General features: G+C 72.3%; 16 protein-coding genes. 7 read left to right on the top strand and 9 right to left on the bottom strand.

Annotation, left to right across the window (positions count from 1 at the left end; translation table 11 throughout):
* Window positions 1–57: 57 nt before the first annotated feature.
* Genes IH48_RS0110345 through IH48_RS0110330 form a run of 4 tightly spaced genes read right to left on the bottom strand, consistent with a single transcriptional unit; the run spans window position 58 to window position 5816 of the window.
* Window positions 58–2088 carry an ABC transporter ATP-binding protein gene (locus IH48_RS0110345; protein WP_037841453.1) on the bottom strand — a complete coding sequence of 677 codons (2031 nt, stop codon included), beginning with the start codon at window positions 2086–2088 and terminating at the stop codon, window positions 58–60.
* Between the two features lie 31 nt (window positions 2089–2119).
* Window positions 2120–3025, bottom strand: a complete 906-nt coding sequence (locus IH48_RS0110340; RefSeq protein WP_030902126.1) for an ABC transporter permease — start codon at window positions 3023–3025, stop codon at window positions 2120–2122.
* Window positions 3022–3972, bottom strand: coding sequence for an ABC transporter permease (locus IH48_RS0110335; protein WP_030902124.1), 951 nt, complete (start codon window positions 3970–3972; stop codon window positions 3022–3024). Before IH48_RS0110335 ends, IH48_RS0110340 begins: the two co-directional genes overlap by 4 nt.
* Complete coding sequence (locus IH48_RS0110330; protein ID WP_030902123.1) at window positions 3969–5816, bottom strand: peptide ABC transporter substrate-binding protein; 1848 nt, start codon at window positions 5814–5816, stop codon at window positions 3969–3971. Before IH48_RS0110330 ends, IH48_RS0110335 begins: the two co-directional genes overlap by 4 nt.
* Before the next feature lie 270 nt (window positions 5817–6086).
* Here IH48_RS0110330 and IH48_RS0110325 point away from each other — a divergent pair, with 270 nt between their 5' ends.
* Window positions 6087–7229 (top strand): ROK family transcriptional regulator, encoded by a 1143-nt coding sequence (locus IH48_RS0110325; RefSeq protein ID WP_037841451.1) that lies wholly within the window; start codon window positions 6087–6089, stop codon window positions 7227–7229.
* Window positions 7230–7310: 81 nt separating this feature from the next.
* Complete coding sequence (locus tag IH48_RS0110320) at window positions 7311–8888, top strand: M81 family metallopeptidase (protein ID WP_030902118.1); 1578 nt, start codon at window positions 7311–7313, stop codon at window positions 8886–8888.
* Here IH48_RS0110320 and IH48_RS0110315 read toward each other — a convergent pair.
* Complete coding sequence (locus IH48_RS0110315; protein ID WP_051839502.1) at window positions 8869–9396, bottom strand: GNAT family N-acetyltransferase; 528 nt, start codon at window positions 9394–9396, stop codon at window positions 8869–8871. The genes IH48_RS0110320 and IH48_RS0110315 overlap by 20 nt on opposite strands.
* Before the next feature lie 94 nt (window positions 9397–9490).
* Here IH48_RS0110315 and IH48_RS0110310 point away from each other — a divergent pair, with 94 nt between their 5' ends.
* Window positions 9491–9862: a DUF488 domain-containing protein gene (locus IH48_RS0110310; RefSeq protein WP_030902114.1), complete on the top strand. Its 372-nt coding sequence runs from the start codon at window positions 9491–9493 to the stop codon at window positions 9860–9862.
* A 19-nt stretch (window positions 9863–9881) separates the two neighbouring features.
* On the opposite strand, the gene IH48_RS0110305 is transcribed toward IH48_RS0110310, so the two are convergent.
* Window positions 9882–11012, bottom strand: a complete 1131-nt coding sequence (locus IH48_RS0110305; protein WP_030902112.1) for an FAD-dependent oxidoreductase — start codon at window positions 11010–11012, stop codon at window positions 9882–9884.
* An 89-nt stretch (window positions 11013–11101) separates the two neighbouring features.
* Between IH48_RS0110305 and IH48_RS0110300 the strand changes: the two genes are divergently transcribed.
* Window positions 11102–11812 (top strand): TetR/AcrR family transcriptional regulator, encoded by a 711-nt coding sequence (locus tag IH48_RS0110300; protein WP_030902110.1) that lies wholly within the window; start codon window positions 11102–11104, stop codon window positions 11810–11812.
* A gap of 42 nt (window positions 11813–11854) precedes the next feature.
* Here IH48_RS0110300 and IH48_RS0110295 read toward each other — a convergent pair whose 3' ends face one another.
* The 3 genes from IH48_RS0110295 to IH48_RS0110285 all read right to left on the bottom strand — a co-directional run bounded on the left by IH48_RS0110295 (window position 11855) and on the right by IH48_RS0110285 (window position 16607).
* Window positions 11855–13759 (bottom strand): alpha-L-fucosidase, encoded by a 1905-nt coding sequence (locus tag IH48_RS0110295; RefSeq protein ID WP_051839500.1) that lies wholly within the window; start codon window positions 13757–13759, stop codon window positions 11855–11857.
* A gap of 4 nt (window positions 13760–13763) precedes the next feature.
* Window positions 13764–15761: a family 20 glycosylhydrolase gene (locus IH48_RS0110290; protein WP_051839498.1), complete on the bottom strand. Its 1998-nt coding sequence runs from the start codon at window positions 15759–15761 to the stop codon at window positions 13764–13766.
* 96 nt (window positions 15762–15857) lie between these two features.
* Window positions 15858–16607 carry a sugar isomerase domain-containing protein gene (locus IH48_RS0110285; RefSeq protein WP_030902104.1) on the bottom strand — a complete coding sequence of 250 codons (750 nt, stop codon included), beginning with the start codon at window positions 16605–16607 and terminating at the stop codon, window positions 15858–15860.
* A gap of 164 nt (window positions 16608–16771) precedes the next feature.
* On the opposite strand from IH48_RS0110285, the gene IH48_RS0110280 reads away from it, so the two are divergent.
* From IH48_RS0110280 to IH48_RS0110270, 3 genes are read left to right on the top strand one after another with little or no spacing between them, the layout of a single operon-like run.
* Complete coding sequence (locus IH48_RS0110280; protein WP_030902102.1) at window positions 16772–17659, top strand: MurR/RpiR family transcriptional regulator; 888 nt, start codon at window positions 16772–16774, stop codon at window positions 17657–17659.
* 39 nt (window positions 17660–17698) lie between these two features.
* On the top strand, window positions 17699–18793 hold the full coding sequence (locus tag IH48_RS0110275) for an N-acetylglucosamine kinase (protein ID WP_078849599.1): 1095 nt from the start codon (window positions 17699–17701) through the stop codon (window positions 18791–18793).
* Window positions 18790–19863: an isocitrate/isopropylmalate dehydrogenase family protein gene (locus IH48_RS0110270; protein WP_030902099.1), complete on the top strand. Its 1074-nt coding sequence runs from the start codon at window positions 18790–18792 to the stop codon at window positions 19861–19863. The genes IH48_RS0110275 and IH48_RS0110270 overlap by 4 nt, the downstream gene beginning before the upstream one ends.
* Window positions 19864–19869: the final 6 nt, after the last annotated feature.

The raw sequence follows: 19869 nt of genomic DNA, 5'->3' as shown, positions 1-19869 counted from the left end.
CCGCCCTCACACCGGCCCCTTGGCGCGGTGTGAGGGCGGAGCCTGCGGGGCCGGCGCTCACGCGGCGTCCCGCGCCGCCTGTCCGGCCAGCGGGAAGTGGCACGCGACCTGGTGCCCCACGCCGGCCGGCGTGGTGACGGCGGGCTCCACCTTCGCGCAGATGTCCTGCGCGATCGGGCACCGGGTGCGGAAGCGGCAGCCCGACGGCGGGTGTGCCGCGGACGGTGTCTCGCCGCCGAGCGGCGTCCCGCCGTCGCCGGCCGCTTCCGGGTCCGGCACGTTGACCGTGTCGAGCAGGCCGCGGGTGTACGGGTGCAGCGGCTGCGCGTACACCTGGTCCGCTGGTCCGCACTCGACGAGCTTGCCGAGGTACATGACGCCCACGGTGTCCGCGAGGTAGCGGATCACGGCGAGGTCGTGCGAGATGAACAGGTACGTCAGCTCGCGGTCGCGCTGCAGTTCGCGCATCAGGTTGAGGATCTGTGCCTGCACGGACACGTCGAGGGCCGAGACCGGCTCGTCGGCGACGATGAGTTCGGGCGACAGCGTCAGGGCGCGGGCGAGGCCGAGCCGCTGGCGCTGGCCGCCGGAGAACTCGTGCGGGTAGCGGTCGACCGCGCCGCGCGGCAGGCCCACCGCGTCGAGCAGTTCGGCGACGGCCTTGTCCTGCTCGGCGCGGTCGCCGACGCCCTGGATGACGAGGGGCTCGCGCAGGATCGTGCCCACGCGCATGCGCGGGTCCATCGCGGCCGTGGAGTCCTGGAACATCAGCTGGATGGACTTGCGGTGGCGGCGCCGCTCGGACCTGGTCATCGTCGCGAGGTCATGGCCCTCGAAGGTGATGGAGCCCGACGTCGGGTCCTCAAGGCCGGCGACCATGCGCCCGATGGTGGTCTTGCCGCACCCGGACTCGCCCACCACTCCGAAGGTCTCCCCCTTGCGCACGGTGAGCGTTACCCCGCCGACGGCGCTGACGGTGCCGCGGCCGCGCGCGAACGGCCCGCCCCTGAGCGGGAAGTCCTTGCGCAGGTCGGCGATCTCCAGCAGCGGGCCGCCCGACGTGAGGGCCGGGGTGTGGCGCTGCCCGTCGGGTGCCACGTCGTCGAGAGGGTCCGCCGACTCCAGGGGCACCGGGTGGAAGCAGGCGAACGCGTGGTCGTCGCCGGAGAGGACCGGCTCCTCGGTGCGGCACACGTCGGTGGCGTACGCGCACCGTGCGGCGAAGCGGCAGCCGTGCTGCTCCACCGCGAGGTTGGGCGGCAGGCCGGGGATCGTGCGCAACTCGGTCGCCCCGACGACGGCCTTCTCCGGCAGCGCGGCGAACAGCGCCTCGGTGTAGCGGTGCCTGGGCGCGCGGAACAGCGACCGCACTCCCGCCGTCTCGGCGATCTTCCCCGCGTACATCACCGCGACCCGGTCGACGCGGTTGGCGATGACTCCGAGGTCGTGGGTGACGAGGATCATCGCCATGCCGAGGCGGGAGCGCAGGTCGTCGATGAGTTCCAGGATCTGGTGCTGGGTGGTGACGTCGAGCGCGGTGGTGGGCTCGTCGGCGATCAGCAGCTTGGGCTCGCACACCAGCGCCATGGCGATGGCGACGCGCTGCCGCATGCCGCCGGAGAGCTGGTGCGGGTAGTTCTTCATGCGCTCGGCGGGCTGGGGCATGCCGACGAGGCCCAGCATGTCCTGGGCGCGCGCCCAGGCCTCCTTCTTGCCGATGTCGTGGTGCAGCAGCAGCGGCTCCGCGACCTGGGCGCCGATCGTCATGGTCGGGTTGAGGGAGGTCAGCGGGTCCTGGAAGACCACGCCCATCGTGTTGCCGCGCACGTCGCGCAGTTTCCTGTCGCCGCCGGCGATCAGGTCGTCGCCGTCGAAGCGCACGCTGCCGCGGGTGACGGAGCCGCCGCTGGGCAGCAGGCCGAGGAGGCTGAGCGCGGTCATGGTCTTGCCGGAACCGGACTCGCCGACGACGCCGAGCGCCTCGCCGGGCGCGAGGTCGAAGCTGACACCGTCGAGTGCGTGGACGGTCCTGTCACGGCTCGTGATCTCGACGTGCAGGTCGTCGACGCTGAGCAGGGGTTCGCTCATGGCATGGTCCTTACGGGACGAGGTTGGGCCGTCACTTCTTCTGCAGCCGTACTTCGAAGGCGTCCCTGAGGCCGTCGCCGATGAAGTTGAAGGCGCCGACGACGAGGACGATCGCGATGCCCGCCGGGAAGATCATCCACCAGTAGCCGTTCTGGGTGTAGGTGATGCCGGAGGACAGCATCGAGCCCCAGTCCGTGGCGGGCGGCGGTATGGACAGGCCGAGGAAGGCCAGGTAGCTGACGTAGAGGATGGCGTCGGCGACCTGGAAGGTGGCGTTGACGATGACCGTGCCGATGGCGTTGGGCACGATGTGGCGGAACACGGCGCGTGCGCCGCCGCCGCCCATCATCCGCATGGCCTGTACGTACTCGCGGTCGCGCAGGGACAGCGCCTCGCCGCGCACGAGGCGGGCGGGCGAGAGCCAGGCGACGGCCGCGATGATCAGGATCAGGACGGTCTTGCTCGGCGTGATGATCGCGGAGACCACGACGAGCAGGAACATCGCGGGGATGGCGAGCGCGGCGTCCGTCACGCGCATCATGACCGCGTCGACCCAGCCGCCGAAGTAGCCGGACACGGCGCCCCAGACGGTGCCGAACAGTGTGGCGAGCACACCGGCGGCGAGGCCCACTTCGAGGGACGACTGGCCGGCCACCATGAGTCGGCCCATCAGGTCGTAGCCGAGGTCGGTGGTGCCGAGCAGGTGCCCGGGCGCGCCGGGCGCCAGGCTCGCCTGGGACAGGTCGGTGTGCACCTGGTCGGTGGGGTGGACGAGCGGCCCCACGTAGCAGAACAGCAGGAGCAGTACGAGGACGACGACGCCGGCCAGGGCGAGCTTGTTGCGGGTGAAGACCTGGACGGTGCGCCGGGCGAGCGAGGGGGTCGCCTGTGCGGCCTCCTCGTGCCCCGGGGCGACGGCGGGTGAGATCACGCTCATGACACGCTCCGGATCCGGGGGTCGAGTACGGCGTAGACGATGTCGGTCACCAGGGATCCGACGACGGTGGCGACGCCGACGACGAGCGTCACGCCCAGCAGTACGGGGAAGTCGCTGCCCTGTGCGGCGTTCCAGAACAGCAGGCCCATTCCGGGGTAGTTGAACATGGACTCGACGACGAGGGCGCCGCTGAACAGGGTCGGCAGGTAGAGGCCGAGCAGGGTGACCAGTGGGATCAGCGCGTTGCGCAGGACGTGCTTGGCGAGGATGCGCCGGCTCGACTGGCCCTTGGCCATCGCGGTGCGCACGTACTCCTCGGTCAGGTTGTCCAGCGTCGCCGAGCGCATATACCGGCTGAACATCGCGATGATGCCGAGCGCCATGGTGGCGATGGGCAGGATCATGCCGGAGAAGCCGCTGAAGATGGAGCCGATCGAGGTGCCCTGCGGTGCCTCGGCGGGAAAGATCGGTATCGCCTGGCTGAAGACGATGATGAGGATGAGGCCGAGGAAGAACACCGGGGTGGCGTACGCGAGGAACGCGCCCGCGGTCAGCAGGTAGTCGGCCGGCTTGCCCCGGCGGACGGCCTGGAGCAGGCCGAGCGGCACGGCGACGGCGACCGCGACGATGGTCGCCAGAACCGTGAGGATCAGGGTCTTGGGCAGTCGCTGCCCGAGCAGGGAGCTGACGGACTCGTTGAGCTTGTAGGACTCGCCGAGGTTGCCGTGGAAGAGGCGGACGAGGTAGTCCCAGTACTGCACGGGCAGCGGGTCGTTGTAGCCCTGCACCTCGTTGAAGTGGGCTATCTGCTGCGGTGTGCCCTTGGGGCCGAGGATGGCACGGGCCGGGCCGCCCGGCAGGGCGTGCAGCAGCAGGAACACGATGATCGTGACGAGGAAGAGGACCACCAGCGCCTGGAGGAGGCGCTTGACGAGAAAGCCGGTCACTGAGCGGCACCCTTCTTGACGTAGTACCAGCTCTGCGGCGAGAACGTGGCGGTCGGGTTCTGCTCGACACCGCGCAGGTCGTTGCGGATGACCGAGACCTGGTAGGCGGGGTTGGGCATCCACATCACCGGGAGCTGCTGTGCGAGGTACTCGCCGTAGGCGTGCATGGCGTCCGGGTCGGAGGAGTACAGCACCGAGTGGATCAGCTTGTCGGCCTTCGGGTCCGAGTAGTTGCCGAAGTTGGCGGAGGCGCCGGTGGAGAAGAGCTCCTCGCCGCTCGGGTTGAGCGGGAAGTACCAGCTGCCCGCCGTGCCGAAGAAGGACATGTCCCAGTCGCAGCCGGGGTCCTTCGCCTTGCAGGGCACGGAGTTGCCGAGGACGGAGTTCAGCGGCTGCTGGCGCACCGTCAGGTCGATGCCGGCCTTGCTGAGGGAGGACTTGAGCACCTGCATCATGTTGGTCGTCTCCGTGGAGCCCGACTGGGAGAGCAGTGTGAGCTTGAGCGGCTCGTCCTTCTTGATGCCGGCCCCGCACTCGTCGGCGCCGGTGCCCGGCCTGGTGCACACGGCCTGCCCGCCACGGTCGGTCCAGCCGTGCGAGGTGAGCAGCTCGCGGGCGGCGCCGACGTCGTACGGGTAGTCGTTGCGCGCCATGGCGGGCGACAGGTACTGCGTCTTCGGGTAGGCGGGCACGGGGCCGAGCGTGGGCTTCGCGCTGCCCTGCCAGACGACGTTGCTCATGCCCTTCTGGTCGACGAGGTGCTGCATGGCCTGGCGGATGTACAGCTGGCTCATCTCCGGCCCCGCGTGGGTGGAGTTGAAGTTGTAGACGATGTAGCTGACGGCCCAGCCCGTCCAGGGTGCTATGCGGTAGCCGCGCTTCTCGAACTGCGCCTTCTGCGCGAGCACGGACGGCGGGATGTAGCCGTAGTCGACGCCGCCGGAACGCATCACGTTGTACTCGGAGTCGGCGGTCGTGAACGGCTTGAAGACGACCTTGTCCAGGTGCGGGTGCTGAGTGCCGGTGTACTTGGGGTTCGGCACGATGGTGACCTGGCCGGTGTCCCGCCAGCCCGCTATCTTCCAGGGCCCGTCCACGGTCTGCCACAGCGGGTCGCTGCCGTACGAGCCCAGGTTCTTGGAGTGTGCCGTCAGCCGGGCGAACACCGCCTTGGCTCCGGCGGTGGTGCGGTCCCAGTCGCCGATCTTCCCGCCGTCGGTCTTGGCGTCCCACGCCTGCTGGGGCAGGGCCCGCATCAGGGTGAGCTGGTTGGCCGTGAACCAGTCGGGGTTGTACGAGCGGTCGAGGTGAAGGCGGATCGTGTGGTCGTTCACGATCTCGAACTTCTTGACGTCGTCCGGCATGGTGCCGACCGTGTAGCTGGCCCAGTCGGCCTTGTCGGCCTTGACCATGTTGAACCAGAACTCGATGTCCCTGGCCGTGACCGGTGTGCCGTCGGACCACGTGATGTCGGTGCGCAGCGGCACCGTCACCGTCTTGTCGCCGTCGCTGTACACGGGCTTCCTGCCCAGCGTGCTCGGTCCTGTGGGTACGAGGTCGCTGCCCTTCTGCACCGCGTCGTACACCGGCATGAAGAACAGGTCCTGCAGCGAGGAGTTGTAGGTCGCGCTGAATCCGGGCGGGCCGATGGGGAAGATCCAGTTCGGCGTGGCGGCGGGCGGCAGTGCCATGGTGACGGTGCCGCCCTGGACCGGCGTGCCGCCGGTGGGGGCCATGTCGATCGCGCCGCTCTCCCGCGTGCAGCCGGAGAGCACTACGGCGAGTGCGGCGGCAAGCGCTGCGGCGACGGCGCGAAACCGCGCGGGTGAACGCCCAGAGCGCATGTAGGGGCCTCCATCGGTCCGGCGAAAGGCCGACTCATTGTTCGGCCAAGGATGGAAGAAAGTTAGGTCCGCGAGGAAAAGTAAGTCAAGAGGCCAGGCGGTAAATCACAGCGGCAACTTGTCCGTATTCATGCATATTTGTTCCACTTAGCTTCTCATGGTCATCGAAAAATCTTTCCTGAGACGGTGGCGAAAGTAGCACCGAGGTCGGTAACTTGCATCGAAGACCACCAGACTTGATGCAATATTCGAAGCAAGGCAGGGGACACGATGACGGACAGTGCCTCGACGAAGGACATCCTTCGCATGGTGTCCACGGGCGCGGCCTCCTCACGGGCCGACCTGGTCCGGGAGTTGGGCCTCGCCGCGTCGACCGTCTCCCTGCGCGTCCAGGAACTGGTCGCAGCCGGACTGCTGACCGAGTCGGGCGAGGGCGCCTCGCGCGGCGGCCGCCGTCCGCGGCTGCTCAGCATCCGCCGGCGCGACGACGTCTGCGTCGCCGCCGACCTCGGCTCGCACCACGGCCGGATAGGCGCGGTCGCCCTCGACGGCACATTGCGGGACGTCGACGAACACCACCACGACCTCACGGCGGGTCCCGAGCCGTCCGTGGAGTGGCTCGTCGAGCACCTCGGCGCGGTGGCCGAGCGGCAGCGCAACGCCGGCAGGGCCGTGGCCGGCGCCGGCATCGCCTTCCCCGGGCCCGTGGACGCGCAGGGGCGCGTCCAGACGCCGTCCCGGATGCCGGGGTGGCACCGCTACCCGCTCGCGGAAGTCCTCTCGCAGCGGCTCGGCATGCCGGTCACCGTCGACAACGACGCCACGCTCATGGCGGTCGGCGAGCACCTCACCGCGCGCCGGGACCTCAGCCACCTGGTGGTCGTGAAGGTCGGGCGCGGCATCGGCTGCGGTGTGATCTCCGCGGGCAGTGCCTACCGCGGCGCGAACGGCGCGGCGGGCGACATCAGCCACGTGCGGGTCGACGCGGCCGAGGAGCGCCCGTGCTCCTGCGGCAACATCGGCTGCCTGGAGACGGTCGCGAGCGGTGCGGCGCTCCAGCGCGAACTGGCGCTCCAGGGCCCGTCCGTGGACGGCACGACCGACCTGCTGCGGCTCGTCGCCGACGGCGACCCGTACGCGACGACGCTGGTGCGTGCGGCGGGGCGCCACATCGGCACCGTGCTGAGCGTCGTCGTCAACTTCTTCAACCCGGAGGCGGTGGTGCTCGGCGGCGCGCTCGCCGTGGCGGAACCGCTCGTCGCCTCGGTGCGCGGGGTCCTCTACGAGCGCTGCCTGCCGATGGCCACGGCGGGGCTGGAGATCACCACCACCGTCACCGGCCGGGACGCGGGCCTGCTCGGCGCGGGGCTCACCGTCCTGCGCCGGGCGCTGCCGCACGCGCCGCTCGGCTGACACGCACCGCTCGGCCTGCACGGCGCCGGGCACCGACCTCCGTCACACCACCAGTCCACACCGGATCCGGAGAGCACCACCATGACCACCGCCACCCACACCCGCCGGCTGCGCATCGCGATCGGCGGCATCGGCATCGAGTCCTCCACCTTCTGCCCGCACCGCTCCACCGCCGACGACTTCCGGCAGACGCGCGGCCAGGACCTCCTCGACCGCTACACGTGGACGCGGCCCGACTCCGACCTGGCGGACCTGGTGGAGTGGGTGCCGCTGCTGCACGCGACCGCGCTGCCCGGCGGCCCCGTCGAGCCCGGCTCCTACCTGTTGCTCAAGGACGAGCTGGTGGAGCGCGTGCGCGCGGCGGGCCCGCTGGACGGCATGGTCTACGACCTGCACGGCGCGATGAGCGTGATCGGCCTCGACGACGCGGAGGGCGACCTCACGGAGGCCGTGCGCGCCGCGCTCGACTTCGTCGGCACGCCCGCCGACCCAGCACACGGGCGGCCGATGATGTCCGCGGCGATGGACCTGCACGGCAACGTGTCCCGCCGGTTCGCCGAGCCGCTCGACCTCCTCACCGCGCACCGGATGGCGCCGCACGAGGACGCCTGGGACACCCGCGAGCGCGCGGCGCGCAAGCTCGTCGAGCGGCTCGGGCTGCCGGAGGACCGGCGCCGCCCGCACCGCGCGTGGGTCCAGGTGCCCGTCCTGCTGCCCGGCGAGAAGACCAGCACCAGGCTCGAGCCGGCGAAGGGCCTGTACGGCCGGCTCCCCGGCATCGAGGCGAAGCCCGGCATCGTGGACGCCGCGATCTGGGTCGGCTACGCCTGGGCCGACCAGCCGCGCTGCCGCGCCGCCGTCGTCGTCACCGGCGACGACGCGGAGCTCGCGGCGGCCGAGGCCGAGTCGCTCGCCCGGGAGTACTGGGACGTGCGACGCGACTTCGTCTTCGTGGGCCCGACGGGCACGGCCGAGGGGTCCATCGAGCGCGCGGTGACCTCTGACAAGCGCCCGTTCCTCATATCGGACTCGGGCGACAACCCGACGGCGGGCGGCGCCGGCGACCTCGCGTACATGCTCGGCAAGCTGCTGGAGCGCGAGGAGATCGCCTCGGGGAAGGTGACCGCCGTGCATCCGGGGATCATGGACCCGGCGGCGGTCGCGGCCTGCTTCGAGGCGGGGATCGGCGCGGAGGTCACCCTCGGTATCGGCAACAAGGTCGACACCACGCAGGGCGGCCCCTACGAGCTGACCGGCACGGTCACCGCGCTGCAGAGGGCCGCGGACAAGGCCGACGGGGCCGGGGGCGGCGCCTACGACCGCGGCTGCGACATGGCCGCGATCACCGCGGGCGGGCTCACCGTCGTCGTCACCGAGCGGCGCAAGCCCTTCCACACACTGGCCGACTTCATGGGTCCGGCCGAGGGCGGCCTCGGGATCGACCCGCGCACGTTCGACCTGGTCGTCGTGAAGATCGGCTACCTGGAGCCCGAGCTGTACGACATGGCCGCGGACTGGCTGCTCGCCCTCACGCCCGGCGGCGTCGACCAGGACCTGCTGCGCCTCGGCCACCACAAGGTGGCCCGCCCGCTGTACCCGTTCGACGACGACGCGTACGAGGGCGGCGCGGGCCCCGGCCTCACACCTGTCCTGCTCTGAGCGAGGAGCCGGCCTCCGGCGCCGTCAGGTCGAGTTCCATGACGATCTCGTCGTGCAGCTCGATGCCGTGGTGGCCGCGGAGCGGGATGGAAGGCTTCAGCTCCCGCGCCGCGTCCACCGCACCCGCCGACACGCCGGCGATGCGCAGGCCGCGCCGCTGGTAGAACCGCAGAGCGTCGAGGTTGTCGTTGGACGTGACGAGCCACAGCCGCGGCGCCCCCGCCTCGCGCGCCCGCCGCACGGCCTCGGCGAGCAGCGCGGTGCCCGCGCCCGACCATCGGACGGTCGCGTCCAGGGAGACCACTTCGAGGCCGCGCTCCGTCACCTGGTACGTCAGCAGCCCGCACACCGCGCCGTCGCGTTCGGCCATCAGGGCCGGCAGTGCCGACGCGTCGAGGGCCACGCCGTGCGCGACGACGGTCGTGGATCCCCACGAGTCCGTGAGCAGGCGGGTGACGGCCATTCGGTCCGCGGCCGCGGCCGCCCGTACGGTCAGTGTGTCTGCCATGGTCGGGACCGTACCGGACCGCTCAGGAACGCCCGCCGCCTCCCGGCGTCCGCACGACTGGCGCCACGCTCCCGCCCGGTCGGACAATGGCCGCATGAAGACAGGATCCGATGTGCGTGCGGCCCGCGTGTACGACCCGCCGGGGCCGGATGACGGCGCGCGTGTACTGGTGGACAGGCTGTGGCCGCGGGGCCTTTCGAAGGAGGCCGCGCGGCTTGACGAGTGGTGCAAGGACGTGGCCCCGTCCACCGAGTTGCGCCACTGGTACGGGCACGACCCCGCGCGCTTCGCGGAGTTCGCCGCCCGCTACCGCGCCGAGCTGGCCGAGCCGGGACGCGCCGCGGCGCTGGAGCGGCTGTCCGTCTGGTGCGAGCGCGGTCCCGTGTCACTCCTGACGGCCACCAAGGAGGTCGACCTCAGCCAGGCTGCCGTTCTGACGCGTGTCCTGACGGAGGAAGCGGCGTAGCCGCCTGCCGCGGCGAAGTTCACGAGGCCCGCGCGGCCCCGTTCATCATGGCGACCCAGCTGTGGGGTGCGTCGTCGCCGAGCATCAGCCCGTAGATGTCCTCGTCGCCCGTTTCCGCGGCGGACCGCGGGAACATCGCCTGTTCGTACTCGGCCAGCGCGGCCTCGACGTCACCGGGGTGCGCGGCGATGGCCCGGCCGAGTTCGGCTCCGTCCCGCATGGCCGCGTTCGCACCCTCGCCGTTCGGGAGCGCGAGGTGTGCCGCGTCACCGATCAGGGTCACGCCCGGCACCCGCTCCCAGCGGTGCGCCGCCGGCAGTGCGCAGAGCGGGCGCACGACCGGTGCGGTGTCGCTGCCGGTGATCAGCGCGGTGAGCTCGGGCGCCCACCCCTCGAACTCGGCGGCGACCCGCGCCGACACGGATGCGGCATCGGCCGCGTCGGTGCCGCCGAGCCAGTCGCGTGCCACCTTGAGTTGTACGTAGGCGTGCAGCGTGCCGCCTCGTTCCCGGTGCGCCAGGATGCCCCTGCCAGGCGCCAGCGCGAACAACGACCCGGCGCCGACCGCCTCTGCCGTCGCACGGTGGCGGGTGTCGCCGTCGAAGAGTACGTACTCGACGGAAGTGACGCCCATGTGCCGGGGTGTCGCGTCGGACAGCAGCGGCCGGATCCGCGACCACGCGCCGTCCGCGCCGACCAGTGCGCTCGTGACCGCGGTGGAACCGTCGGTGAAGCGCAGCTCATGGCGGCCCTCACCGAGGGCCCGCGCCCCGCCGGCCTTGCGCCCCCACTGGACGACGCCGTCCGGGAGCGAGTCGAGCAGCATCCGGCGCAGCTCGCCGCGCGACACTTCGGGACGCTCGCCCGTGCCGCCGTGGGACGTGTCGAGCAGCACCGTCCCCGCCCGGTCCAGGACCCGGTAGGACTCGCGGCCGGGCAGGACGAGGTCGCGGAACTCCCCCAGCAGGCCGGCCGCCTGAAGCGCCGTCTGGCCGCTGCCCGGATGGATGTCGAGCAGCCCGCCCTGGGTGCGAGCGGCGGGTGATGCCTCCGCCTCGTGGACGGTGACCGGTATGCCGTTCAGGTACAGGACGCGGGCCAGCAGGAGACCGCCCAGGCCGGCTCCCACGATGGTGATCGGTGTGGTCATCGTATGCCTCCGAGGGTTGATTGGATCGTCACTCCAACGACGCTAGCACACGCTTGGATCGCCGATCCATCTGTGCGAGAATGGGCGCCATGGTGACCAGACCCGGGCGGGCCGGACGCGCCCCGCGACGTACGGATCCGCTGTCCAGGGACGTGATCGTCAAGGCCGCCGCCGACCTGCTCGACGCCGAGGGTGAGGACGCGCTGACGCTGCGCGCCCTCACCGTGCGGCTCGCCACCGGGTACGGCGCGATCTATCACCATGTCGCGGACAGGAACGAGCTGCTCGCGGCAGCCACCGAGCACGTGATCACCCGCGCCGTGCCCGGCCCCGAACCCGGCGCCGGGCCCCGGCAGGCGCTGCGCGCCGTCGCGCTCGGCCTGTTCGATGCGATCGACGCCCACCCATGGGTCGGCGCCCAACTGGGCAGGGAGCCCTGGCGGCCGGCGCTGCTGGACATCTACGAGAGCGTCAGTGGGCGGCTGCGGGAGCTCGGAGTGCCCGAGCGGGCGCTGCCCGACTCCGCGGGTGTGCTCGTGAACTACATACTCGGCGTCGCCGGCCAGAACGCCGCCAACGCGCGCGCGCTCGCGGGCAGCGACACGGACCGCTCGGCATTCCTCGCCGATGTCGCCGAACGGTGGGCGCGGCTCGACCCCGCCAGATACCCGTCCATGCACAGGGCCGGGACACACCTGCGCGAACACGACGACCGAGAGCAGTTCGCCGCCGGCGTCGATCTCATCCTGGCCGGCATCGAGACCGTCCACCCCGCGGGAAGTGAGGGGCCCGACCGGTAGGCGACGAGCCTCGGCCGCGCCTTGCCGGTCAGGTCTGTCCCGTCAGCGGTGCGCCGCGTCCACCTCGTCCTTCGGGTCCCGGGCCGTGCGATACAGGCCGAGCGTGGCCAGGCGGGGTCTGGCGCGGGCGGCTGTGACGCGGACGCGGAGCGCGCGCGTGGTCACGGGATCGGCGAGGGGCAGAATGCGCGCGTAGCCGATGGTGGTGCCCGTCGCGATCTCCGTCCAATCCGTGCCCGTCCAGGCGTCGCACGCGAACCGTTGCACGTGCTGGCCCCTGGCGATGTCCTCGCCCAGGCGGATCCTGTCGAATGTGGCATCACCGCGGAGCCGCAGCTCCAGCGTGCCCGTGGTGGCGCCACCATGCGGGGACCATGCCGTGCCCGTCCCGTCGCCGGTGAGCGCCCGTGCCGTGTGCGCGGGTTCGGCGCCCGCCAGGAGGTTGCGGCCGTATGTCCGTGACACCGTGCGGCCGAACGCGGTGAGCGCGGCCACGTCCTCGTCGGCGACGCGCCCCGAGATTGCCGGCGGGACGTTGAGGAGCAGCACCGCGTTGCGTCCCACCGACTCCTCGAACAGCCGTGTCAACTGCTCGGCGCTCTTCGGGTGTTCGGACGCGTGCCAGAACCAGCCGGGGCGGATGGAGACGTCCGCCTCGGCCGGGAACCACTGCAGGTAGCGCACCCCTGGCGCGGTGATGGCCGCGTCCGAACCGATGTCCTCCGCCTGCGGGCCGCCGGGGAGCAGGGTCTCCCCGTGTGCGGTGTCCGGGTCGGCCGTCGCCGGGGTGACACTCCACTCCGTCAGGCGCGCCCGGCCCTCCTCGTTGCCTACCCACCGGGTGCCCTGCGGGCCCGCGAACGTGACGGTGTCCGGTGCGAGAGCGTGGATCAGCGCGAACCAGGAGGTGAAGTCATAGGTCTCGCTGATGCCGCTCGACGTCCACGGGTTGGCGCCGTCGAGCCACAGTTCGTCGATCGGCCCGTACTGCGTGAACAGTTCGTACAGTTGGTTGAGGTAGTAGGCGTTGTAGCCGTCGGCCCTGACATGGAACACCGGCAGCCGCCCCGAGCGTACGGCGTCCTCGCGGTCGTCGCCGGGCACGAGCGTCGGGATGGTGCGGGCGGTGACGGGGCTGCCGCTGCCGTAGCGTCCCATGCCGGCCGGGGTCCGGGCCCGGTCGTCGTAGGTCGACTGCTCCTCGATGCTGAGGGAGCCGCCCGCGTCGTGCTTGGCGACGATGTCCCGCACCCAGCCGGCGTGCCAGGCGTGCGGGAGTTCGGCGCCGTCCGCGGGCGACAGGTAGACGCCCACCTTGAGGCCTACCGCACGTGCGGCGTCCAGGTAGGTGCCGAGCAGATCGCCGCGCGGATTGACGTTGCCCGCGTTCCTGGCACGCCAGTACGCCCACGGGCCGGTGGCGCGCCGAGCGGCGGCGCGCGCCCTGGCGGCCGTGGCCGCGCGGTCCGGCCGGCCGCCGGTGTACCACCAGGGCGAGGCGACCACCGAGTGGTTGGTGTAGCGGGTGGGGTAGAGGACGAAGCCGTCGTGGTGCTTCGCGGTGAGCATCACCTGCTTCATCCCGGCCGCACGGTAGGCGCGCATCCACTGGTCGATGTCGGCCTCGGCGGGGGCGAAGGTGGCCTCGTCCTCGCATCCGGAGCCCCACTCCCGGTCGGTGAAAGTGTTCATGCCGAAGTGGGTGAAGCCCGTCACTTCCCGGGCCTGCCAGGCGAGTTGTGGCGGCCTCGGCACGATGCGCGCGGCCTTGGCGACGATCTCGGCCGGTGTGTCGCCCGCGGCGACCTCGACCACGGAGGCGGGTCGGCCGGGCGGGTGGGCGCCCTGCGGCGCCTTCCCGGCGGGCGCTGCCGTCGCCTGGACGGGGGTGAACGCGGCGGCCCCGGCAGCGGCCCCCGCGGCCAGGACCCCTCGACGGCTGATCATGGCGTCACCTTCCTTGCCGTGTCGCGGCCGGAGCCTGGGGTGCGAGGTGCCAGACGGCGTGCCGCGCGGTGTCCCGGGGCCGCTGGACGGCGGCGCCCGCGGAGGTCACGGTGAGGACCTGCTGGGTGATCGCGTCGACCAGCCGGTAGCCGCCCGGCGCCGGTTCCAGCTGCCACTTCTGCGAGGCGGCCGCGGTGCACGTCTCGGCCGTCGCGGCGGCGCCCGCCCGCTCGACGACGTGCATCGCGTTCGATGCGCCGCGCGACACGTCGGCGCACAGGCCGCTGCCCGCGTCGAGGACCCGGTAGTAGCCGTCGTCGGTCTTGGTCAGCCGCCAGCCGCCCGCCTGCTGCTTCCCGCGCACAGCGGTCAGCGGGGCGCCGGGCGCCGGAGTCGGGCCCGCGGTGAGGGTGGCACCGGTCGCCGAGCGCAGGCTGTAAGAGCCGTCGGCCACCGGCTGCGTCCAGGCGGGGCCCCAGCCGGGTGCGTGGCCCACGGTGGCGGCGAGGGCGGTGAAGCCCGCGTAGTCGGCGGTTGGTTTCGGACCTCCCCAGGCGCCCTGCGCGAAGACGCGCAGCGAGTCGAACATCCCTTGCTGCGCCTGGTTCTCGGTCTCCTTGCCGTAGTTGTCGGGCCACACCATGTACTCGGCGCCCGTGATGCCGTCCCGGTGCGAGGTGGCCGTACCGTCGGCGAAGTCGGAGGGCGTCCAGCCCTCGTCGTACAGCTTCTGCGCGTCCGGCCGGTAGCTGCCGCGCACGTAGTACAGGGCGTCGCTCGCGTTCATCACCCGGTAGCCCTGGTCGAGGAGTTGCTGGGAGGTGACCGGCTCGGGCAGCCAGTGCTCGACGACGACGTCCTTGTTGAGTGGCACGGTGTTCTCGCCGGTGAGGCCGTCGTTCCAGATGCGCAGGGTGCGGCCCTTGGACCGTACGTACGCGTCGACGCGGTTGACGAAGTCGATGTAGGCGTCCTGCGGGGTGGCGTCGGGGCCGAACTTCTGCCGCGCGTAGGCGAGCAGCTGGGGGTAGTGGGAGTAGGCGGAGCGGATCATGTACTCGTCGGCGCCCATGTGGAAGTAGGGCCCCGGGAACACCGCGAGGTCGGCGTCGATCAGGTGCGTGTAGAAGGTGAACGCGCCGGGGTCGGTGATGTCGAGCCGTGTCGGGTCGGGGGCCCCTGTGGTGTCGGCGAGTTGGAGGTCCGGGTAGGGCGTGAGGTAGGGGTCCATGTGGCCCGGGGAGTTGATCTCCGGGATCACGGTGATGTGGTAGCGGGCGGCGAGCGCGACGATGCCGCGCACCTCGCGCGGTGTGTAGTAGGAGAAGGTGTTGACCGCGGGGTATTCGGCGCTCTTGACCTTGAGTTCCAGGTGCAGTGTGTTCAGTTTCAGGTACGCCATGTCCTTGATGAGGCGGGTCAGCCAGGCGTCCGTGTTGTAGGTGTAGCAGGCGCACACGCCGACGGCTCGCTCGCCCGACGACGGTACGTCCGTGGTGTGCCCTGTCGGCAGCGCCTTGGACGTCCGCAGCTCCTGGAGGAGTGTGCGTGTCCCGTAGAAGACGCCGGCGCCGCCGTGGCCGGTGACGCGCACCCGGTCGGTGACCGACAGGGCGTAGCCCTCCGTTCCGAGGTCGCGCCTCGACGGGTCGACGCGGAGCACGATGTCCCCGGGTCTCGACCTGCCGTGCGTGACGGGCACGTCGCGGCCGAGGGACTCGCGCAGCTCGCCGGCGAGCAGGCGCGCGGTGGCCGTTGCGGCCCTGTCGGTGTCGATACGGGTACGGGCGCCCAGCCGCAGCGTGCCGCCGCCCGGCGTCCACTGGTGCGGCGCGGGGATCACGGCGGGCGCGGCGGGCGCGGCGGGTTCTGGGGTGCTCGCCGCGCCGGCGGGGGTGGCGCCGGCGAGGCCGGCCGCGAGGAGTCCGGCGGCGGCGAGGAGCGAGGTGAGGTGTCTCGCGCGCGGGCGGCGTGCGCCGCCCGTGCGGTCGCGGCGGTTCATGCGTGCTCCAGGTGGGAGTGGATGGCGCGGCGGACGGTACGGGACGGCTTCGGTGCGGGCGCCGGCACGGGGCCGGCGGGCCGGCCCGATGGCGCGTCAGGCGCTACGGCGGATGCGGCCCTTGTAGCGGTCTTCCAGTGCCTTGTTGTGCTCGTCCCCGCCGGGCACGTTGGCGGAGAGGTACACGGGCGGGGTCACCCCGGCGCCGGTCAGCAGCCGCACCACCTCGGCGTTGATCATCTGGGCGAGGTAGGCGGCGGTGATGGACGAGACCGCGCAGGCGGCGCCGCCTCCCGGCAGGGGCAGCAGCGCGTCGCCGAACGGGGCGCCGTTGTCGAGGACCACGTCGGCGAAGTCGGTGAGGCGCTTGCCCGAGGGGTGGCGAGAATCGACGCGCGCGGTGTGTTCGAGGCTGGTGAGGGCGATGAGCGGGTGGCCGCGCTCGGTGACGATACGGGCCATCTCCACCACGCAGCCGTTGATGCCGGAGTTGGACGCGATGACGAACACGTCCTCGGGGTGCGGCGCCGTCAGCTCGTAGAGCCGGTGGGCGATCGAGGGGTCGCGTTCGAGCGTGGGGTCGGCGAGCAGTTCCTGGGACGCGCCACCGTGGAGCACGAGGTCGCGCAGTGCGATCTTGTTGGTCGGGACGAGGCCGCCGGCCCTGCCCGCGATCTCGGTGGCCAGTGACTCGGAGTGGCCGGTGCCGAACGCCTGGACCACGCCGTCGCCGCGCAGCGCCTTCGCGATCAGCTCCGCCGCCGTGGCGACCGCTTCCGTGTGCGCGGCGACCACCCGGTCGACCACGGCACGTGCCGCCGTGAGGAATTCCTGGCTGTCCGGCACCCGATGCTCCTAGGGAGTCGCTGGGACAAGGCATGAAGAATTTTTCTCTTCGCCGCATGACTGTGCGCGCCCCTCCGCGTCAAGTCAAGGGTGCGGAAGGGGAATCGCGGGGCGACGGGAGGCGTATCGTGAAGAATTATTCTTCGTTGCGGGAGGCGCCCTCGATGGACACACTCACCGGCCGCGCGGACGGCGGGATCGTCGGCCGCATTCGTGAGCTGCTGCCCGGGCTGCCCGATGCGCAGCGCACAACGGCCGCCCTGGTCCTCGACGACCCCGCCGCGGCCGCCCGGATGACCATCGTCGACCTGGCGGACGCGTGCGGGGTGTCCACCGGCTCCGTCACGCGCTTGTGCCGGACGCTGTCGCTGCCCGGGTACGCGGCGTTGCGGCTGGCGCTCGCGTCCGACACCGGCCGCTCGGAGCGCGAGACGTGGCAGGACAACATCGGCCGGGACATCTCTGAGAGCGAGGGGATCGGCGAGGTGGCGGCCGCCATCTCGGCGGGTGTGCGGCACGCCGTGGGCGAGACGCTCGCGCACGTCGGCCTCGCGGCCGTGGAGGGCGCGGCGACGGCCATCGCGGGGGCGCGCCGGGTCGAGGTGTGCGGGGCGGGCGGCAGCGGCAGCATGGCCGCCGAGTTCCAGCAGCGCGTGTACCGGATCGGCGTGCCCGCCTGGTGGTCGGCCGACACCCAGGTCGCGCTGACCGGCGCCGCGCTGCTCGGCCCCGGCGACGTGCTGCTCGCGCTGTCGCACAGCGGACGCACGCGCGAGGTCGCCGACCTGGCTGCGGAGGCGGCGTCGCGCGGCGCGACGACGGTCGCCGTGGTCGGGGACCCCGCGTCGCCGCTCGCGCGCCGGGTCGACACCGTACTCGCGACGACCGTGACGGACGACGGCCCCGCCGGGCACACCATCCTCAGCCGGCACGCCCAGATGGCCGTGCTCGACCTCCTCTACATCGCGGTCGCCCAGCGCACGTACGGCCAGAGCACGGAGGCGATGGCCGCGACGAGCGAGGCCGTGCGGCCGTACAAGCAGGACCGCTGAGCGGGCTCGCCACCGGACACACGAGGCAGGAGCGGCAGCGTGACGGCACACGACCTCGTTCTCGGCATCGACGCGGGCGGCACCCGCACGCGCGCGGCCGTCGCCACCGCGGCCGTCGCCACCGCGGCCGTCGCCAACGCGGCGGGCGGCGGCACCGAACCGCCGCTCGGCACGGGCACGGCGGGTCCTGGCAACGCCCTGTCCGTGCCGCCCGATGTGCTCGCCGCCCACCTGCGGCAGGCCGTCGCGGGCGCCGTGCCGCCCGCGCTGCGTTCGGCCGTGCGCTCGGTTGCGGCGGGTCTCGCGGGGTGCTCGTCGCTGCCGGGCAACGCGGGCGCCGCCCGTGCCAGGGCCGCGCTGGAGGGTGCCCTCGCCGAACTCGGCGTGCGGCCGGACCGGTTGAGCGTCCACGGGGACACCGAGGTCGCGTTCGCCGGCGGCCCGGGCGCGCCCGCCGAGGGCCTCGTGCTGATCGCGGGCACGGGCGCGGTGGCGGCCAGGATCGCGGGCGGGCGTACGGTCGCCACCTCCGACGGCAACGGGTGGCTGCTCGGCGACGACGGCAGCGGCTTCTGGATCGGCCGCAGGGCGGTGCGGGCCGCCCTGGCCCAGCTCGACGGCCGCGGCGCGCCGACCGTGCTGACCGCGGCCGTCCACGCGTACTACCTGGACGGGCCTGCGCCGGGCGGCCCGGCCGACGCGCAGGTCCTGCGCGAACGGCTCGTCCAGGCGGTGCACGAACGGCCGGTGCTTGACCTCGCGGCCCTCAGCCCTGCCGTCGCCGACGCGGCACATCGTGGCGACCCGGTGGCGCGGCGGATCATGGCGGGCGCGGCGAAGCGGCTCGCCGGGACACTCGCGTCCCTCGGCCCGCGGCCCGGCGACCCGCTCGTCACGACGGGCGCGCTGCTCGGCCCCGGCGGCGTCCTGCTCCCCGCGCTCCGCCGCCGCCTCACGCCGTACGGGGTGAGACCGCACCCGGTGCCCGACGGGCTGCCGGGCGCGCTCGCCCTGGCGCGCGCGTCCCTGACGGGGGCGGGCACGGGCGGCCGGCGTCCGGCGGGCTCGGCCCCTGGGACCGCGCCCGCACCGCGAGACTACGATCTACGCGACCGGCGAGAGGGGGAATCGTGACCGTCCACGACATCGCGGTGATCAGGGGTGACGGTATCGGGCCCGAGCTGATCGACGCGGCGCTCACCGTCCTCGCAAAGGCCTCCGACGCGTACGGCTTCGACGTCGGCATCACCGAGGTCGACGCCGGCGCGGGCACCTACGAGCGGACCGGCACCGCGCTGGGGCCCGAGGGCCTGGCCGCCGTGCGGGCCGCCGACGCCACACTGAAGGGGCCCGTGGGGCTGCCGTCCGTACGCCTGCCGGACGGCACGGAGGCGGGTCTGCTGGGTGGCGTCCTCAGGTCCGGGCTCGACCTGTACGCGAACGTGCGTCCGATCGAACTGCTCCCCGGGGTCCACTCGCGGCTGCGGGCGAAGCCGGGCAGCATCGACTACGTCATCGTGCGGGAGAACACCGAGGGCCTGTACGCCTCGCGCGGCAAGGGTGTCGGCACGGCAACGGCGATGGCGGACACCCTGCTCGTCACGCGGCAGGGGTGCGAGCGCATCGCCCGGTTCGCGTTCGACCTGGCGCGTACACGCTCCGGCTCACGGCCCGACCGGGTGCGCAGGGTCACCTGCGTCGACAAGGCGAACGTCCTGCGGAGCATGTACTTCTTCCGCCAGGTCTTCCTCGAAGTCGCGGAGGACTACCCGGACATCCAGGCGGAGTGCCTCTACGCGGACGCGGCGGCGCAGGCGCTGGTGATGACGCCCGAGTACTTCGACGTGGTCGTCACGGAGAACATGTTCGGCGACATCCTCAGCGATCTGGGCGGCGGCACGGTCGGCGGGATCGCGATGTGCCCGTCGGGCAACGTCGGGGACGGCTGCGCCTGCTTCGAGCCGATCCACGGCAGCGCCCCGTCGCTCGCGGGCCGCAAGAAGGCGAACCCCACGGGCCAGATCCTGGCCGTGGCGATGATGCTGGACCACCTCGGCGAGCGGGCCGCCGCGCATGCGGTGCGCGAGGCGGTGCGCGGCGCGCTCGACATGGGCACGGTGAAGGTGGAACGGGACGGCCGCTGCGACAGCGGCCCGGCGGCGGCAGCGGAGGCGATCGCACGCGAGGTCCAGCCCGGCGCGTGAACAACC

Origin of the sequence: Streptomyces sp. NRRL F-5126 (assembly GCF_000721265.1) — a bacterium.
In the GTDB taxonomy this organism is placed as follows: Bacteria; Actinomycetota; Actinomycetes; order Streptomycetales; family Streptomycetaceae; genus Streptomyces.
This window is presented reverse-complemented; position numbering and strand designations above follow the sequence as displayed.

What these genes read in the sequence shown, in the direction of transcription:
- IH48_RS0110345 (WP_037841453.1), bottom strand. Translation starts at nt 2,088, where the DNA reads ATGAGCGAACCCCTGCTCAGCGTCGACGACCTGCACGTCGAGATCACG.
- IH48_RS0110340 (WP_030902126.1), bottom strand. Translation starts at nt 3,025, where the DNA reads ATGAGCGTGATCTCACCCGCCGTCGCCCCGGGGCACGAGGAGGCCGCA.
- IH48_RS0110330 (WP_030902123.1), bottom strand. Translation starts at nt 5,816, where the DNA reads ATGCGCTCTGGGCGTTCACCCGCGCGGTTTCGCGCCGTCGCCGCAGCG.
- IH48_RS0110325 (WP_037841451.1), top strand. Translation starts at nt 6,087, where the DNA reads ATGACGGACAGTGCCTCGACGAAGGACATCCTTCGCATGGTGTCCACG.
- IH48_RS0110320 (WP_030902118.1), top strand. Translation starts at nt 7,311, where the DNA reads ATGACCACCGCCACCCACACCCGCCGGCTGCGCATCGCGATCGGCGGC.
- IH48_RS0110315 (WP_051839502.1), bottom strand. Translation starts at nt 9,396, where the DNA reads ATGGCAGACACACTGACCGTACGGGCGGCCGCGGCCGCGGACCGAATG.
- IH48_RS0110310 (WP_030902114.1), top strand. Translation starts at nt 9,491, where the DNA reads ATGAAGACAGGATCCGATGTGCGTGCGGCCCGCGTGTACGACCCGCCG.
- IH48_RS0110305 (WP_030902112.1), bottom strand. Translation starts at nt 11,012, where the DNA reads ATGACCACACCGATCACCATCGTGGGAGCCGGCCTGGGCGGTCTCCTG.
- IH48_RS0110300 (WP_030902110.1), top strand. Translation starts at nt 11,102, where the DNA reads ATGGTGACCAGACCCGGGCGGGCCGGACGCGCCCCGCGACGTACGGAT.
- IH48_RS0110295 (WP_051839500.1), bottom strand. Translation starts at nt 13,759, where the DNA reads ATGATCAGCCGTCGAGGGGTCCTGGCCGCGGGGGCCGCTGCCGGGGCC.
- IH48_RS0110290 (WP_051839498.1), bottom strand. Translation starts at nt 15,761, where the DNA reads ATGAACCGCCGCGACCGCACGGGCGGCGCACGCCGCCCGCGCGCGAGA.
- IH48_RS0110280 (WP_030902102.1), top strand. Translation starts at nt 16,772, where the DNA reads ATGGACACACTCACCGGCCGCGCGGACGGCGGGATCGTCGGCCGCATT.